The organism is Amycolatopsis sp. CA-230715 (genome assembly GCF_018736145.1).
GTDB lineage: Bacteria > Actinomycetota > Actinomycetes > Mycobacteriales > Pseudonocardiaceae > Amycolatopsis.
In genome coordinates this window covers 9,182,467-9,198,222 of record NZ_CP059997.1, presented here as the reverse complement: position 1 = coordinate 9,198,222, position 15,756 = coordinate 9,182,467, and the positions used below count along the sequence as shown (strand labels likewise).

Annotated in this window: 16 protein-coding genes; 5 read left to right on the top strand and 11 right to left on the bottom strand. The window is 70.9% G+C overall.

Features of this window, described 5'->3' with window-relative positions; translation table 11 throughout:
* Window positions 1–11 precede the first annotated feature (11 nt).
* The 5 genes from HUW46_RS42820 to HUW46_RS42800 form a co-directional block, all read right to left on the bottom strand.
* Complete coding sequence (locus tag HUW46_RS42820) at window positions 12–449, bottom strand: NfeD family protein (protein ID WP_215544353.1); 438 nt, start codon at window positions 447–449, stop codon at window positions 12–14.
* A 70-nt stretch (window positions 450–519) separates the two neighbouring features.
* The gene (locus HUW46_RS42815; protein WP_215544352.1) at window positions 520–1,326 is read right to left on the bottom strand and encodes a DUF3097 domain-containing protein; all 807 of its coding nucleotides are present in this window, start codon (window positions 1,324–1,326) and stop codon (window positions 520–522) included.
* 53 nt (window positions 1,327–1,379) lie between these two features.
* A complete protein-coding gene (locus HUW46_RS42810; RefSeq protein WP_215544351.1) occupies window positions 1,380–2,306 on the bottom strand; it encodes an MBL fold metallo-hydrolase in 927 nt (308 codons plus the stop codon).
* 20 nt (window positions 2,307–2,326) lie between these two features.
* Window positions 2,327–3,148 carry an SCO1664 family protein gene (locus HUW46_RS42805; protein WP_215544350.1) on the bottom strand — a complete coding sequence of 274 codons (822 nt, stop codon included), beginning with the start codon at window positions 3,146–3,148 and terminating at the stop codon, window positions 2,327–2,329.
* Between the two features lie 2 nt (window positions 3,149–3,150).
* Complete coding sequence (locus HUW46_RS42800) at window positions 3,151–3,726, bottom strand: DUF3090 domain-containing protein (RefSeq protein ID WP_215544349.1); 576 nt, start codon at window positions 3,724–3,726, stop codon at window positions 3,151–3,153.
* A gap of 101 nt (window positions 3,727–3,827) precedes the next feature.
* Here HUW46_RS42800 and HUW46_RS42795 point away from each other — a divergent pair, with 101 nt between their 5' ends.
* From HUW46_RS42795 to HUW46_RS42775, 5 genes are read left to right on the top strand one after another with little or no spacing between them, the layout of a single operon-like run.
* Window positions 3,828–5,786, top strand: coding sequence for a prolyl oligopeptidase family serine peptidase (locus HUW46_RS42795; RefSeq protein WP_215544348.1), 1,959 nt, complete (start codon window positions 3,828–3,830; stop codon window positions 5,784–5,786).
* Window positions 5,783–6,685 (top strand): S66 peptidase family protein, encoded by a 903-nt coding sequence (locus HUW46_RS42790; RefSeq protein WP_215544347.1) that lies wholly within the window; start codon window positions 5,783–5,785, stop codon window positions 6,683–6,685. Before HUW46_RS42795 ends, HUW46_RS42790 begins: the two co-directional genes overlap by 4 nt.
* 36 nt (window positions 6,686–6,721) lie before the next feature.
* Window positions 6,722–7,357, top strand: a complete 636-nt coding sequence (locus HUW46_RS42785; protein WP_215544346.1) for an acyl-CoA-like ligand-binding transcription factor — start codon at window positions 6,722–6,724, stop codon at window positions 7,355–7,357.
* Window positions 7,354–8,016 (top strand): TIGR03086 family metal-binding protein, encoded by a 663-nt coding sequence (locus tag HUW46_RS42780; RefSeq protein WP_254125523.1) that lies wholly within the window; start codon window positions 7,354–7,356, stop codon window positions 8,014–8,016. The genes HUW46_RS42785 and HUW46_RS42780 overlap by 4 nt, the downstream gene beginning before the upstream one ends.
* 5 nt (window positions 8,017–8,021) lie before the next feature.
* Window positions 8,022–8,429, top strand: a complete 408-nt coding sequence (locus HUW46_RS42775; RefSeq protein WP_215544345.1) for a TIGR03668 family PPOX class F420-dependent oxidoreductase — start codon at window positions 8,022–8,024, stop codon at window positions 8,427–8,429.
* Between the two features lies 1 nt (window position 8,430).
* Here HUW46_RS42775 and HUW46_RS42770 read toward each other — a convergent pair whose 3' ends face one another.
* From HUW46_RS42770 to HUW46_RS42745, 6 genes are all read right to left on the bottom strand, one after another.
* Entirely contained in the window at window positions 8,431–9,156 is a 726-nt protein-coding gene (locus tag HUW46_RS42770; RefSeq protein WP_215544344.1) for a hypothetical protein, read from the bottom strand.
* A 206-nt stretch (window positions 9,157–9,362) separates the two neighbouring features.
* Window positions 9,363–10,412 carry a WD40/YVTN/BNR-like repeat-containing protein gene (locus HUW46_RS42765; protein ID WP_215544343.1) on the bottom strand — a complete coding sequence of 350 codons (1,050 nt, stop codon included), beginning with the start codon at window positions 10,410–10,412 and terminating at the stop codon, window positions 9,363–9,365.
* Between the two features lie 69 nt (window positions 10,413–10,481).
* Window positions 10,482–12,074, bottom strand: coding sequence for a polyprenol phosphomannose-dependent alpha 1,6 mannosyltransferase MptB (mptB, locus tag HUW46_RS42760; RefSeq protein ID WP_215544342.1), 1,593 nt, complete (start codon window positions 12,072–12,074; stop codon window positions 10,482–10,484).
* 79 nt (window positions 12,075–12,153) lie between these two features.
* The gene (locus HUW46_RS42755) at window positions 12,154–13,785 is read right to left on the bottom strand and encodes a dipeptide ABC transporter ATP-binding protein (protein ID WP_215544341.1); all 1,632 of its coding nucleotides are present in this window, start codon (window positions 13,783–13,785) and stop codon (window positions 12,154–12,156) included.
* Window positions 13,782–14,660 (bottom strand): ABC transporter permease, encoded by an 879-nt coding sequence (locus tag HUW46_RS42750; RefSeq protein ID WP_215550446.1) that lies wholly within the window; start codon window positions 14,658–14,660, stop codon window positions 13,782–13,784. The genes HUW46_RS42755 and HUW46_RS42750 overlap by 4 nt, the downstream gene beginning before the upstream one ends.
* 59 nt (window positions 14,661–14,719) lie before the next feature.
* The gene (locus HUW46_RS42745; protein ID WP_215550445.1) at window positions 14,720–15,742 is read right to left on the bottom strand and encodes an ABC transporter permease; all 1,023 of its coding nucleotides are present in this window, start codon (window positions 15,740–15,742) and stop codon (window positions 14,720–14,722) included.
* Window positions 15,743–15,756 lie beyond the last annotated feature (14 nt).

Sequence of the window (15,756 nt, the reverse complement as noted above, 5' to 3'; positions counted from 1 at the left end):
CTTTGCTCCCCTTATCGAAGGTGTGCCGCGGACACGACCGCGGTGGCGCCTGATATCTCTACCACGGTCACCCGTTCACCGGGTTCCATGCGCTGGTCCTCACTGAAGCTGCGGGCCGACCACACCTCGCCGCCCAGCTTCACCTGCCCGCCGTCCAAGTCCACAGTGGACGTCACGACGGCCTCGGCGCCGACGAGCGCCTCGGTGTTGGTCTTCACCGACGGCCCCATCAGGAACCGGCGCTTCAGCGCGGGCCTGGCGAGCACGAGCAGCCCGATCGAGACCACCGCGAACACCGCGACGTCGATCGCCGTGTGACCGGTGATCGAGGCGGACGCCCCGCCCGCGAGCGCGCCGACCCCGAGCATGATCAGGACGAGGTCACCGGACAGCACCTCGGCGACCATCAACGCGACGCCCGCGGCCAGCCAGATGAGTGCCGGAATCATGCCGCCATCGTCTCAGAAAGTGACCGTTCGCACCGTTCGGACAACTCGACGTGACCTACGCGTGACCTACTCACTCCGCGTCCGGTTCGGTGACGAAGTCGATGAGCCGTTCGACCGCGCCGATCAGCGGGGTTTCCAGGTCGCGGAAGCCGCGGACACCGGCGAGCACGCGCTGCCAGCCCTCCCACGGTTCACCCCAGCCCAGCGCCGTGCAGATGCCGACCTTCCACTCCACGTCCCTCGGTACCGACGGCCACGCGTCGATCCCGACCGACGCGGGTTTCACCGCCTGCCACACGTCGACGTAGGGATGACCGGTCACCAGCACGTTCTCGTCCTTGATGCCGTCGACGAGGCGGGACTCCTTGCTGCCGCGCACCAGGTGGTCCACCAGCACGCCGAGCCGACGCCCCGGTCCGGTGCCGAACTCGGCGATCCGGTCGGCGAGCACGTCGACACCGTCGAGTGGCTCCACCACGACGCCTTCGACGCGCAGGTCGTGCCCCCACACCCGCTCGACGAGTTCCGCGTCGTGCTTGCCCTCGACCCAGATCCGGGAGTCGCGGGCCACGCGCGCCTTGAGCCCGTCGACCCGCACCGAGCCCGACGCCGACCGCGTCGGCGCCTTCGGGGCGGCCTTCGGCGGAACCAGCGTCACGGGTTTGCCTTCGAGCAGGAACGCGGCCGGGGCCAGCGGGAACACGCGATGGCGGCCGTGGCGGTCTTCGAGCACCGCGTTGCCGTACTCGAGCCGCACCACCGCGCCGCAGAAACCGCTTCCCGGTTCCTCCACCACGAGACCGGGTTCGGCTGGCACCTCCGGGATCTTCCGTTTGCGCGGACCGGACAGCACGTCGTCATACGAATGAGAGCGCACGATCCGGGACGCTATCGGCGCGAGGCGCCCGCCGTCGCCCCGCCACGCCGGGCTCACCACGACGGCAGCGTCCTGCTTTCCCCGACCGCGAGTGCCCAGAGATCGGCCACGTCACGGCCCGCCGCCGACCACGCGGCCCTGATCCGGTCGAGCGGCTCGTCGACGGGTTCCTTGGTCAGCACGAACGTGCCCCAGTGCATCGACGCGAGGCGGCGCGCACCGAGATCGGCCAGCGCGCGCACCGCCTCGTCGGGGTCCATGTGCACCGGGCTCATGAACCACCGCGGCTCGTACGCGCCGATCGGCAGCATCGCGACGTCGATGCCGGGATACCGCGCGCCGATCTCCGCGAACCAGCCGCCGTAGCCGGAATCGCCCGCGTGGTAGGTGCGCGTGCCGTCCGGCGCCGTGACGACCCAGCCGCCCCACAACGAAGTGCAGGCGTCGAACGGGCCGCGGCGGCTCCAATGGTGCGACGGGACGAAATCGAACCGCAGCCCGGCGACCTCGACGGATTCCCACCAGTCCAGTTCGACCACCTCGGTGAAGCCGCGCCGCCGGAACCACCTGCCGAGTCCCGCGCCGACGAGCACCGGGACCCGTTTCGGCAGCCGGTCGATCGTCGGCGCGTCGAGGTGGTCGTAGTGGTTGTGGCTGACGAGCACCACGTCGATCGCCGGAAGTTCCGCCCACGCCAGTCCTGGCGGGGTCAGTCTGCGGGGCACGCCGGGGATCTTGGCCGACCACACCGGATCGGTCAGCACCGCGACGCCGCCGAGCCGGACCAGGTAGGTCGCGTGCCCCACCCACGTCCAGCTCGACTCTCCCGCGGAGAGCGCGGGCAGCCCGTCCCGGCGGACCGGAATGCGATCGGCGCGCTCGGTGGAACCGCGGAACCCGCCCTCGCGCAGGATCCTGATCAGCTCGCGCGGGGTCGGCAGCGGTGCGGTCAACCGGTCCCGATAGGACAGACGGCGCATGTCCCCGTCTTACCCCGATGTCAGAACAACGGCCACGGGACGGCGCGCCAGTCGTCGCCGGGCTCGGGGAACGCCCCGGCCGCGAGCAGCTGTTCGGCTCGTTCGCGGATCGCGCCGATCTCGAGCCCGATCAGATGCGGCTTGAGCTGCTCGCCGAGATCGCCGTCCAGCTTGGCGGGCAGCTCGCGCAGCTTCTCGGCGGCCTCGTCGCCGATCGGCTCCCCGATCCAGCCCCACAGCACGGTGCGCAGCTTCGGGTCGGTGTGCAGGCAGATCCCGTGATCCACGCCGTAGACCCGGCCGTCGACGCCGCCGAGCACGTGCCCGCCCTTGCGGTCGGTGTTGTTGGCGATGATGTCGAGCAGCGCGAGGCTGCGCATCTCCGGCCGGTCCGCGTGCGCCAGCACCGCGGGCTCGCCCATCCGGTCGTGCGCGTGCAGCACCACGCGCCAGCCGTCGGGAAGCTCGTCGGGCGCCCGCACGTCGACGAGGTCGTCTTCGGTCGTCTCGATCCACAGCTGGACCATGCCGGGGCCGAACGGCCCGTCGCGCAGCACCGTCGGCGGCACGGCGCCGAGCCCGGACCCTTCGGACAGCAGGTACGTCGCCACCTCACGGCCGGCGAGCGTGCCGTCCGGGAAGTCCCACAGCGGACGTTCCCCCGCCACCGGCTTGTACACCGCGTTCGCGCGCACACCGTCCAGCTCGATCACGCAGAACAGGGTCACGTTCGATGCGTCGACGAGCCTGCCTTCGACCTCGAGCGATCCGCGTTCGACGAGTTCCCTGGCGAACTCGCCATCCGGTCTTACCGACGGTTCGGGTGGCTCCTGGCTCGTCACGCTCAGTCCTCGGTCAGGTCGGCGTCGCGCCGGTACCCGTTCTGTCGCGGGCAGATGTGCCCGTCGGGGTCGAGCGGCTCACCGCACAGCGGGCACGGTTTGCGCCCGGCGTTGACGACCCTGTCCGCCCGGTCCGCGAACGCGCGCGCGGCGGCGGGCGTGAGGAACACGCGGACCGCGTCCGGCCCCTCCTCGGTGTCGTCGAGCACCACGGTCTCGTCGACCTCGCCCTCGGTGATGGCGAGCAGTTCGATCACCACCGCGCTGCTTTCGGCGTCCCAGCCCAGCCCCATCGTGCCGACCCGGAACTCCTCTTCGACCGGAACGTCCAGTGGTTCCGAATCTCGGAGTTCGTCGGGCACCTCCTCCGGCACCTCGGCGCCGAAGCGGTTCGCGACCTCCTCCAGCAGGGACGCGAGGCGTTCGGCGAGGACCGCGACCTGCTGCTTCTCGATCGTCACGCTGATCGTGCGGACGTCCTCGGACGCTTGGAGGTAGAACGTGCGGTCGCCGGGTTCCCCGACGGTGCCAGCGACGAACCGGTCGGGTTGACGGAAGACGTGAATTACGCGAGCCATGGCACCACAGACCCTAAGCCACCCCTGCATGATCGGCATCCGCCGCCCCGCCTTCGCGTTGTTCGCTCTTGGCGCACCGGACCTGCCGCTACCCTGCAGCCGTGTCGAAAATCATGCCCTACGGCTCATGGGACTCCCCGATCAGCGCCGCCGACGTCGCCACCGCGGGCGGCTCGGCGCAGTGGCTCGACGTCGTCGACGGCGAGGTCTGGTGGGCGGAGGGAAGACCGGACGAGGGCGGACGGCTCGCCGTCGTCCGCGCGTCGGCCGAAGGCCGCGTCGAGGAGTTGCTGCCGCAGCCGTGGAACGCCCGCAACCGCCTGCACGAGTACGGCGGCGTCCCCTGGGTCGCCGTCGGCGGCTCACTGGTGTTCACGCACTGGGACGACCAGCGCGTCTACGCCCGCGAGCTGAGCACCGGCGAGGTCACCCCGATCACCGACGAGCCGGAGTCCCCGCAGGGCGTCCGCTACGGCGACCTCCGGCGCGGGCCCGGTGACGAAGTGTGGGCTGTCCGTGAACGCAGTGTCGGCGCCCGGCGCGCCGACGTCCGCCGCGATCTGGTGTCGCTGTCACCGCGCGGCGGCGAGCCGCGAGTACTGGCCGCGAGCCACCACTTCATGACGGCGCCCCAGCTGTCGCCGGACGGCACCCGCGCCGCCTGGCTCGGCTGGGAACACCCGTCGATGCCGTGGGACGAAACGGAACTGTGCGTCGCCGAGCTGACCGGTGACGGCGGGTTCGGGCCGCATCGCGTGCTCGCCGGTGGCCCCGGCGTCTCGGTGTGCCAGATCCAGTGGGAAAGCGCCGACAGCCTGCTCGCGCTGCTCGACCCGGAGGGGTGGTGGAACCTGCACCGCGTCGGCCTCGACGGAACCGTGACGAATCTCGCGCCGGTGACCGAGGAGCTCGGCGGCGCGATGTGGCGGGTCGGCGCCCGCTGGTTCGCCCCGCTCGGCGACGGCAAGCACGCGGTGCTCAACTCGGGGCGGCTCGCCGTGCTGGACGAGGCCACGGCGACGGTGACCCCGGTTGCCTCGGCCGATCACCTCACGGCGTGGTCGGCGACGATCTCCGCCTACGGTGGCGGGGTCGTCGGCGTGGCCGCGGGACCTCGCCAGGAAGGCGCGGTCGTGCACACCGACATCGCCGCGGGCACCACCACCGAGGTCACCCCCGGCGAAGGCGAGCCCCCAGCGGCGAAGGCGCTGCCGCCGCTCGACTACCTGCCCGAACCGCAGGAGCGCGTGTTCACCACGAAGGACGGCGAGCCCGTGCCCGCCTACGTGTACCCGCCGACCAACCCGGAGCACGCCGGACCCGGCGGCGAACTGCCGCCGTACGTCGTGCACGTCCACGGCGGCCCGACCGGGCGCACCTACCCGGTGCTCGATCTCGACTTCTCGTTCTTCACCAGCCGCGGGATCGGGGTCGTCGCGGTGAACTACGGCGGGTCCACCGGCTACGGCAGGCGGTTCCGCGAGCGGCTGCGCGAGCAGTGGGGCGTCGTCGACGTGACCGACTGCGTCGCGGTGGCCGAAGCGCTCGTCGCCGAAGGCATCGCCGACCCGGCGCGGCTGGCGATCCGCGGCGGGAGCGCGGGCGGGTACACCTCGGCCGCGTCGATGACGACGGTGCGGACCTACCGGGCCGGCACCGTGAAGTACCCGATCCTCGACCTCCACCGGTGGACGGGCAGCGGCGGCGAGACGCACGACTTCGAGTCGCGCTACCTCGACGGACTGGTCGGCCCGCTGCCGGAAACCGAACAGCGCTACCGCGACCGCTCCCCGATGAACCACGCCGGGACGCTGGCCGGGCCGGTGCTTTTCCTGCAGGGGCTCGAAGACGAGATCTGCCCGCCGGAACAGGCCGACCGGTTCGTCGCCGGGTTGCGGGGCAAGGACATCCCGCACGCCTACCTGACCTTCGACGGCGAACAGCACGGCTTCCGCAAGTCCGAGACGATCGTCGCTGCACTCGAGGCCGAACTGTCCTTCTACGGCCAGGTTTTCGGCTTCGACACCCCGGGCGTGGCGGCACTGGACCTGCAGCGGTGAAACCGGCGAGACTGACCGCGGGCGGCACGGTGGCGATCGTGGCGCCCGCGGGGCCGGTGCCACCGGACCTGGTCGACTCGGGCGTCGCCGTGCTCGAAAGCTGGGGCCTGACCGTGCGCGTGGGACCGTGCGTGCGCGGGCGGCATCCCGAACTCGGCTACCTTTCCGGTACCGACCGGGACCGGGCGGCCGAGTTCACCGCGGCCTGGACGGATCCCGCGGTCTCCGCGGTGCTGGCCGCGCGCGGCGGGTACGGCAGCATGCGGATGCTCGACCACCTCGACTGGACGGCACTGGCCGCGGCCGGGCCGAAAGCGCTCGTGGGGTCGAGTGACATCACCGCGCTGCACGAGGCCGTCGGTGTCCGGTTAGGACTGTCCACTTTGTTCTCGCCGATGCCCGCGAGCACGCTGTTCGATCCGACGGCCGCCGAGCACCTTCGCGCCACGCTGTTCGAACCGGAGCAGGCCACCGTGCTCGCGAAGTCGGTCGAGGCCCTGCGCCACGGCGTGGCGCGCGGCCCGCTCGTCGGCGGCAACCTCAGCCTGCTCGCCGCCAGCCTCGGCACACCCGAACACCGTCCCGCCGCGGGCGCGATCGCCGTGCTCGAGGACGTCACGGAGTCGGTGTACCGGCTCGACCGGCTGCTGACGCAGCTGCTGCGCTCCGGGTGGTTCGACGGCGTCGCGGGAATCGCGCTCGGCTCGTGGGACGGCTGCGGCGCTCTCGACCGGGTCCGGACGCTGATGCTCGACCGGCTCGGCCCGCTCGGCGTGCCGGTGCTGTGGGAGTGCGGGTTCGGGCACGTGCCCCGCTCGCCGACGCTCGCGCTCGGCGTGCCCGGCGAACTGGACGCCGACGCGGGCACCCTCACCCTCCTCGAACCCGCGCTGGCATAGCCGGAACCTTCCGTGTTGCCTGCTAGCGTCAGGAACATGCAGGTTTCCGGGTCGGCCCCGAAGACCGCCGGGCTCGGCCGGCGCGAGCTCAAGAAGCGGGCGACGCGCGCGGCGCTGAGCTCGGCGGCGATCCGGCTGGCGATCGAACGTGGTTTCGACAACGTCCTCGTCGAGGACATCGCGTCGGCGGCCGGGGTTTCCCCTCGCACGTTCAACAACTACTTCTCCAGCAAGGCGGAAGCCGTCTCGGCGCGGCAGATCGATCGCGCCGTGGCGATGGCCGACGCGCTGCGGGCGCGCCCGCCGGAGGAATCGTTGTGGGAAGCGCTCACGGCGGCGGTCCTCGACGAGTTCGACCACGAGGAAAACTGGCCGGACAAGCAGTGGATGACCGGGTTGAAGGTCATGATGACCGAGCCCACGCTGCAGGTCGAAATGCTGCGCGCGGTCGCGGTCGCCGAGCAGTCGCTCGCCGACGCGGTCGCCGATCGCACCGGCACCGACGTGCAGACCGACGTATACCCGAGGCTGGTCGCCGCGACGGTCAGTTCCGCGCTCGGCGCCGCCACGACGCTGTGGGTCTGGGGCGACGGGGAAGGCCCGCTCGGCCCGCTCGTCCGCGAGGCGCTCGAAACACTCGCGAACGGTCTAGCCGACCCCGAGGTCGCGTGAGGTCGGAAACCCGCCAGCGCGAGGCGGCGGCCGTCGGCAGGCTGGTCGGCATGAGCGATGTGTTCGACGGCATCATCCCGCGGTTCGTCGCCGCCAGCACGGGGTTCGACCGGGTGCTGGCGGTCGTGCGACCGGCGCAATGGACCGCGCCGACGCCGTGCGCCGAATGGGACGTGCGCGCGCTGGTGAACCACATGACCGGCGGCAACCGCAACTACGTGTCCCTTGTGGACGGTGGGACGGCGGCTGGTTTCCTCGCCGCGCGGGACCGGGACGTGCTCGGTGAGGACCCGGTCGGGGCGTTCCGAAGCTCGGTGCGCGAGTGCGCGGACGCCTTCGCCGCGCCCGGCGCGCTGACGCGGGTCCTGGACTACCCGCTCGGCCGGGTCACCGGAGGCCAGGCCCTCGCCGTGCGGACGGCCGACAGCATCGTGCACACCTGGGATTTGGCGAGGGCCGTCGGTGCGGACGATACGCTCGATCCCGGGTTGCTCGGCTGGCTCGACGACGGCTTCGAGGAGATCTACGCCGGACTCGCGGAAACCCCCGTCGCCGCGGACACGACGCACCGGTTCTTCGCGCCGCCAACGGGGTCTCCCGGCCGTTCGCGGCAGGACAGCTTGCTGCACCGCATGGGGCGCGAGCCGTCACTACGCTGAAGGCCATGGATCCGACGGAGGCCAGCGCCCTGTTCACGAATTCGCGCGTCGCCAGGCTCGCCACGGCGAACGCGGCGGGAGTCCCGCACCTGGTGCCGGTGACCTTCGCCGTACGCGGTGACGTGATCGTGTTCGCCGTCGACCACAAACCGAAGCGCAGCACGGATCTGCGGCGGCTGCGCAACATCGCGGAGAACCCGGCCGTCGTGTTCCTCGCCGACGCCTACGACGAGGACTGGGCGAACCTGTGGTGGGTGCGCGCCGACGGCACCGCGTCCATCGTCGACGAGGACGCTCGCGCGGAACCCGTGTCCTGGTTGTGCGAGAAGTACGAGCAGTACCGCGAGCACCCGCCGGAAGGTGCCGTGGTGCGCACCGAGGTCACCCGGTGGCGGGGCTGGTCCAGCCGGTGACTCACCGGCAGGCGCTGAATTCGGCGCGCAAACGACCCTGGAGTTCGATGGCGTCCGGCGTGTAGTACTTCCCGGGATCCTGTCCGCCTGTCGTGCGGGGATCTTCGCAACCGGCCACGTACACATCACCAGCGAATTTCAGCCCGTTGTCCTTCTCCCCGTCCCGGTGCCAGGTCAGGTGGACCGGGTGCGCAGGCGTCGCGTGCAGGGCCGCGATCGCCGTCGCGAGGTCCGCGTAGGCCTTCGCCGGATCGCGCACCCCCACGTTCACATGCGACAGGAAACCCTTCTCCAGAGCCACGAAGCTCACCTCGACCGGCAATGCGGTCAACTGTTCCGCGAGCTGTCGTTCCTGTTCGGCGGTGAACGGGAAATCGACCTCCCACGACGGCCCGGCGTCCTGCGTCAAGACCGTGACCCGCGCGGGTTCGCCCGCGAGGCCAGTACGCACGGCGGCCAGGGACACCGCGGCCACAGGCGCATCGCGCAGGTCGAGTTTGCGGCCGTTCCAGGTGATCTCGGCCGTCGGAAGCGCCGAGCTGATCTGCCGGAGCCGCCGGACCTGCTCCGCCACCTGCCGCGGATCCGGTTCGGCCCCGGTCGTCACCTCGGCACGGTTGCCGACGGCGAATTCGGTCTTCTGCTGGTACCCGTCGAACTGTCCGCGCGTGATGTCCGTTATGCGCTGGGCGATCGCCATGATCTGCGGTTCGGTCGCCGCGGGCACGTAGACGGAGAGTCCGATACGGGCACCGGTTTCGAAGTCGTTGGTGTAGTTCACGTCGAGTCTCGCCACGCCAGGCAGCACGGAAACCTCGGCCTTCAGCCGCTCCGCTTGCTCGGTGCGATCGGGTCGGCCCGTCGTGCATCCGGACAGCAGAGCGCATCCGGTGACCAGTCCCACGAAACCGGCCACCAGACGGAAGCGCGCCGTCATGCGGATCGGGCGGCCCTGCCCTTCTCCCCCGCGGCCCAGCACGCGCCGTGTGCGCAGTCGACGGTGTCGAAGCTGCCGGTGTCGACGAGCCGCCAGTGCTGCCCGGCGTCCGTGCTGACATCGGTGCCGGTCGGGCCGACCGCGATCGCGGTGTTCCGGCCGCGCCAGGCGAGCCCCGACCGGTAGCCGTCGGGTGCGTCCTCGGTCGGTTTCCAGGTGCGGCCGCCGTCGCGCGTCACGGCGAGCGCCGGAGCGGGATTGGACGGTGCGGCGTAGTCACCGCCGATCGCCAGCCCGTGCCGGGGATCGGTGAACCCGGTGGCGAACACGCCCGCGGACGCGCTGCTCGCGATCGGGGTGGTCGCCGCGCGCCAGGTGAGGCCGCCGTTCGACGAGTGCAGCACGCGCGAGGTCGCGCCGCCGCCGGTGCCGATCCACGCGTCGAACGGGCCGCGGGTGGTCAGGCATTGCCCGCTCGCGGCGAATCCCGCCTCGTTCGGTTGCGCGTCGGGCAGGAGCCGCTTCGGCATCGGCTGCCAGTGCCGCCCACCGTCCACTGTGGCCAGTAGCTGGATTTTGCCGTCCACCGGGTCACCCATCACGAGCCCGCGCCACGGGTCGAAGAACGCGACGCAGTCGTAGAAGGCCTTCGGATCGGTGTTGCGGAACGACTCCGCCCACGTGCGGCCACCGTCGGCGGTGCGGTAGACGCGGGACGCTTCGCCTTCACCGATCGACAGCGCCACGGCGTGCTGCGCGTCGAAGGCCTCGATGTCGCGGAAGTCGAGTCCGGCGGTGCCAGGCGGGGCGACCTGCGCCCAGTGCGCGCCCCCGTCGACCGTGCGCAGGATCGTGCCCTTGCTCCCCGACACCCAGGCGACGCTCGCCGAAACCGCGGACAGGCCGCGGAGCCTCGCGTCCGAACCCGTCGGGGTCGGCGTCCAGGCGAAACCGGCCGCCTCGGCCGGGACGACCATCGTCGCCAGCACCGTGGCGGAGCCGAGCACCACCGCTGCCGCGCGGAGTAACCGTGAACCGATGCGCATCGAAAACACCGTCGCTTCCTGATCGGGACCCTCGACGGCATTCAACACGGTCGCGCCCGGAAAAGGGCGCTATTCGGCGTGTTCTGTCTTCGCCGATTCGGTCAAGAACGGGGCTTTCGCCGGTGCCGCCTGCTTCTTGAACGCCGCGACCAGTCCCAGCGGATCGGGGCGCAGCAACGAAGCGGCCGCGTACACGCTCACGGCCACGACACCCGCGATGAACCACCAGTCGTACAGCGCCTGCTCACCGGTCGGGTAGTACACCAGCACCAGGAACACCGACACCGCCACCACGACGGCGAGGTGCCGCTGCCGCCACTTGAACGCGGCCAGGATCACGAAGCCCCAGGTGAAGTACCACGGCAGCGTCGGGGGGAACAGGATCGACACCGACAGCAGGCTGATCGCGGCGCGCAGGACCGCCTCGGTGCCGCCCACCCTGGCGAGCCACCACTGCCGCGCCACGAACACCGCGAGCACGCCCATGCCGATGAAACGGGCGACCGTGACGAACGGCGACGACTGCACGTTCACCACGAGGTGGACGAGCGTGTAGAACACCTCGCCGACGCCGGTCGGCGGGTTGAGCCAGTTCGCGATGAGCTGCGGTGCCTTCAGACCGGCGACCCAGCCGAGGTTGAACGAGCCGAGCGCCACCCAGGTGCCCGCCACGAACACCGGGGCGAAGATCGCCACCGACGCGGTACCCGCCTTGACGAAGTTCTTGAACCTGACGCCGTTTTCACTGCCCTTGAGGTTCTTCGCCCACATCCACACCAGGAACGGCAGCGCGATCGCGGCGGTCGCCTTGATCAGCATCGCCACCGTGATGAGCACGACCGCGACCGGGTACTTGCGTTCGAGCGCGGCCACCACGCCGACGGTGAGGAACCCGATCATCATCAGGTCGTTGTGCGGGCCGCCGAAGAGGTGGATCACCATCATCGGGCTGGCCACCGCGAGCCACAGCGTGATCGGCAGGTTGCCGCCGAGGTGGCGCACGAGCCGGGGCAGCGCCCACAGCGTCATGGCGAGCCCGAGCAGCAGGATGACCCTGGTGAGGATGACGCCGAGGATCAGGTTGTCCCCGGTGACCGCGACGACGCCCTTGGAGATCAGCAGGTACAGCGGCCCGTACGGGGCGGGCGTGGTCTGCCACACCTGGTGCACGTTCTGCACCACGTTCGGCAGCACCTCGAGCTCGGCGGGCCCGTGCTGGTACGGGTCGAGGCCGTAGAGCAGCTGCGCGCCCTGCCCGAGGTAGGAGAACACGTCCCTGGTGAACAGCGGCGGCGAGATCAGCAGCGGCGCCATCCAGCAGCCCGCCGCGGCCAGGATCGGCTTGCTGCCGATCCGGCGCGCGAGCGCGTAGCGGCCGAGCCGGACCCACGCCCACACGATCAACGCGAAACCGATGTACAGCAACCCGTTGGCGATCGCCCTGCCGTGTCCGTAGCGGATCCACGACATCGGCCCGTGCCCGAGGATCGGGTCGCGAATGAGTACGCCCGCCGCGCCGAGTGCGCCGATCATCAGCAGCGTGCTGCCGATGGTGCCCATCGCGATGGTTCGGTACGGGAAACGGGAGGGAACGCGAACACGGACCGTCTCCGCCTGCTGCGTGTCGGAGCCCGCCGTGCTGGGGTCAATAGTGGTGGCCATGTTGAAGTAGGAGATTACACTTCGCCACTCTTGACCCTGACGGCAGCGGCGGTTCCGGTACCGCCGCCGCCCCGTCCGGCTAGGCCGCGGTACCGCCGGGCAACGCCGCGAGCAATGACTTGGTGTAGTCGTGCTTCGGGTCGAGCAGGACCTCGTCGACGGTGCCCAGTTCGACGAGCTGACCGCGGTACATCACGGCCACCCGGTCGGCGATGTTCCACGCGAGGCCGAGGTCGTGCGTGATCACCAGGCCCGCCAGGCCCAGCTCGCGGCGCAGGCGAAGCAGGAGGCCGAGTATCTCGCCGCGGACGGACGCGTCGAGCGAGGCCACCGGTTCGTCGGCCACCAGCACGCTGGGCCGCAACGCCAGCGCGCCCGCGATCACCACGCGCTGGCGCTGCCCGCCGGACAGTTCGTGCGGCAGGCGGGGCATGAACCGCTCCGCCGGCCGCAGTTCCGCCGCTTCCAGTGCGGCGCGCACGATTTCCCGTTCGTCTCCTGCCAATCCGTGGATGCGCGGGCCCTCGGCGACGGCTTCGTACACGCTGTGCCGCGGGTTCAACGCGCTCGTCGGATCCTGCAGCACCAGCTGAACCTGGCGCCGGTACGCCTTGAGCCCCGCACCGGAGGACGGGACCGGCGAGCCGTCGTAGAGCACGCGGCCCGAGGTCGGCTTCTGGAGGCCGAGCATGGTGCGCGCGAGCGTGGTCTTCCCCGACCCCGACTGGCCGACGAGCGCGACGATCTCGTTGCGCCGGACCTCGAGATCCACCCCGTCGACCGCCTTGATCATGGCGCCCTTGCGGTCCCGGAAGCCGACCTTGAGGTCCTCGGCGACGAGCAGCGCGTCCGAGGAGGGCTTGTGCTCGGGTTCGGGCGGCAACGGGGTGCTGGTCGCCGGGGCGAACCGCGACACCGGGTCGCCGACGGTCGGGAACGCCGCGGCCAGCGCCTTGGTGTGCTCGTGCCGCGGCGACGCCATCAGCTCGCGGCCGGGCCGCTGCTCGACGATCTTCCCCGAGTACATCACCGCGATCTCGGCGCAGGTGGCCGCGAGCACCGAGAGGTCGTGGCTGATCATGATCAGCCCGATCCCGCGCTCGGCGACCAGCCTGCTCATCAGGTCGAGAACCTGGGCCTGCACGATCACGTCGAGCGCGGTGGTCGGCTCGTCGGCGATGATCAGCCTCGGCTCGCACGCCAGCGCCATCGCGATCATCACGCGCTGCTTCTGCCCGCCCGACAGCTCGTGCGGGTACGCCCCGGCGCGCGAGGGCGGCAGGTCAACCTGTTCGAGCAGCTCGGCCACCCTCGCTTTGAGCTGCGCGTCGGTCGGCGCCTTCCCGCTCGGGGCGTGGATCCGGATCGGCTCGGCGATCTGGTCGCCGATGCGGCGCACCGGGTTCAGCGCGTGCATCGCGCCCTGGAACACCACCGACGCCTCAGCCCAGCGAACGGCGCGGAGCCTGCCCCACTTCATCGTGGTGACGTCCTCGCCGTCGAGCAGGATCTCGCCGGTGACCTTCGCGGTCTTCGGCAGCAGGCGCAGCACGCTCATCGCGACCGTGGACTTCCCCGAGCCGGACTCCCCCGCGACACCGAGCGTGTCACCGGGGTCGAGGCGCAGGTCGACGCCGTGCACGGCGGGCACGTCGCCGCCCGCGGTGCGGTAGGTGATGCCGAGGCCGCGGACCTCCAGCAGCGCGGTCACGAACGGACCCCTTTCAGACGCGGGTCGAGCACCGTCTCCAGTGCCCTGCCGACGAGCGTGAAGCAGAGCACCACGACGACGATCGCCAGGCCGGGCGGCAGCAGGTACCACCACGCGCCGCTGGTCGCCGCGCCGACGCTGAGCGCGCGTTCGAGCATCTGGCCCCACGACGCCAGCGACGGGTCGCCGAGGCCGAGGAAGGACAGCGTGGACTCCGCGATGATCGAGCTGCCGACCACGAGCGTGGTGTTGGCCAGTACGAGCGGCATCACGCCCGGCAGCACGTGCTTGCCGATGACGTGCAGGTGCCCGCCGCCGAGCGCCTTCGACCGCTCGATGTACGGCCTGCTTTCGATGGTCATCGTCTGCGCGCGCACCAGCCTGGCCGTGGTGGGCCACGACGTGAGGCCGATGGCGACGATGATCGTCGGGACGCCGTGCGGCAGCACGCTCGACAACGCGATCGCCAGCACGAGCGAGGGCAGCACGAGGAAGAAGTCGGTGAACCGCAGCAGCAGCGCGGAAACCCAGCGGCCGAAGTGCGCGGCCGCGATGCCGACGACGGTACCGATGAGCACCGACAGGATCGTCGCGCTGAAGCCGACCAGCAGCGACACCCGCGCGCCCCAGTAGGTCAGCAGCAGCACCGAACGGCCGTCGGCGTCGGTGCCGAGCAGGTAGTCCCCCGACGGCGGCTGCAACGCCCGGCCGGAGGCCTGCGTGACGTCGAGTCCGGTTTCGTCGCTGAGCACCGGCGCGAGCAACGCCAGCAGCACGATCAGGGCCAGCAGGCACAGCCCGAAGAGCCCGCCGCGGTTCGACGCGAACTCGCGCCACATCGCCACGATCGACGCCCGGCGCCGCTGCCTGGCCATCGCGCGAGCGCTCGTTTTTCCGTCCGCGCCGTCCTTCGGCGGCGCCTGATCCGGTTCGGTCACTGGGCACGCACCCTCGGGTCGAGCACGCGGTAGAGCAGTTCCGCGAGCATGTTCATCACGATCACCGAGCCCGCGAACACCACGAACAGGCCCTGCAGCAACGGCAGGTCCGGTCCGCGCAGCGCGAGCGCGAGGAGCTGGCCGAGCCCCGGCCAGGTGAACACCGTCTCCACGGTGACCGTGCCGGAGACCACCATGCCGAACTGCAGGAACACCAGCGTCACCGTCGGCAGCAGCGCGTTCGGCACCGCGTGGCGCTTGCGGACGAGGTCGTCGCGCAGTCCCTTGGCCCGCGCGGTGGTGAGGTAGTCCGCGCCCATCTCGCCGAGCAGGGACGAGCGCATCACCAGCATGTACTGCGCGTAGATCACCAGCAGCAGGGTCACGCACGGCAGCGCGAGATGGTGCGCGACGTCGAGCGCCTGCGGGAAGAACCCGTCCGGGATGTCCGGCGAGCGCATCCCCGCGCTCGGGAACAGGCCCTGCGTCGCGATCAGCAGCACGAGGCCGAGCCAGAACTGCGGCACCGACCACAGCGTCAACGCGATCCCGGTGTGCGCGCGGTCGAACGCGCTGTTGTGGCGCCACGCGGCGCGGACGCCGAGCCACAGCCCGATGATCACCGCGAGCACCGTCGCGGTTCCCACCAGCAACAGCGTCGGCCCGACGCGCTCGGCGATCATTTCGCCGACCGGGCGGCGGAACGTCGTGGACAACCCGAAGTCGCCGTGCAGCAGCCCCCCGACGTAGTCGAGGAACTGCCGCCACATCGGGTTGTCCACGCCGAGCTGGCGGCGCATCTCGGCGATCTGCTCCGGGCTGGTCGGCCGGTCCCTGGTCAGCGACGCGATCGGGTCGCCGGGGATCAGCCGGAACAGCAGGAACCCGAGCACCACCACCAGCACCAGGCTGACGAGGCCTTCGAGCACCTTCCGCACTACGAACCGGACGGTTCCGGTGCCACCGCGGTGCTCATCGGGATCGATGAGGGCCTGTGGCTGGTCGAATGTCGTGGAAATCGTGCTTCTCCTGC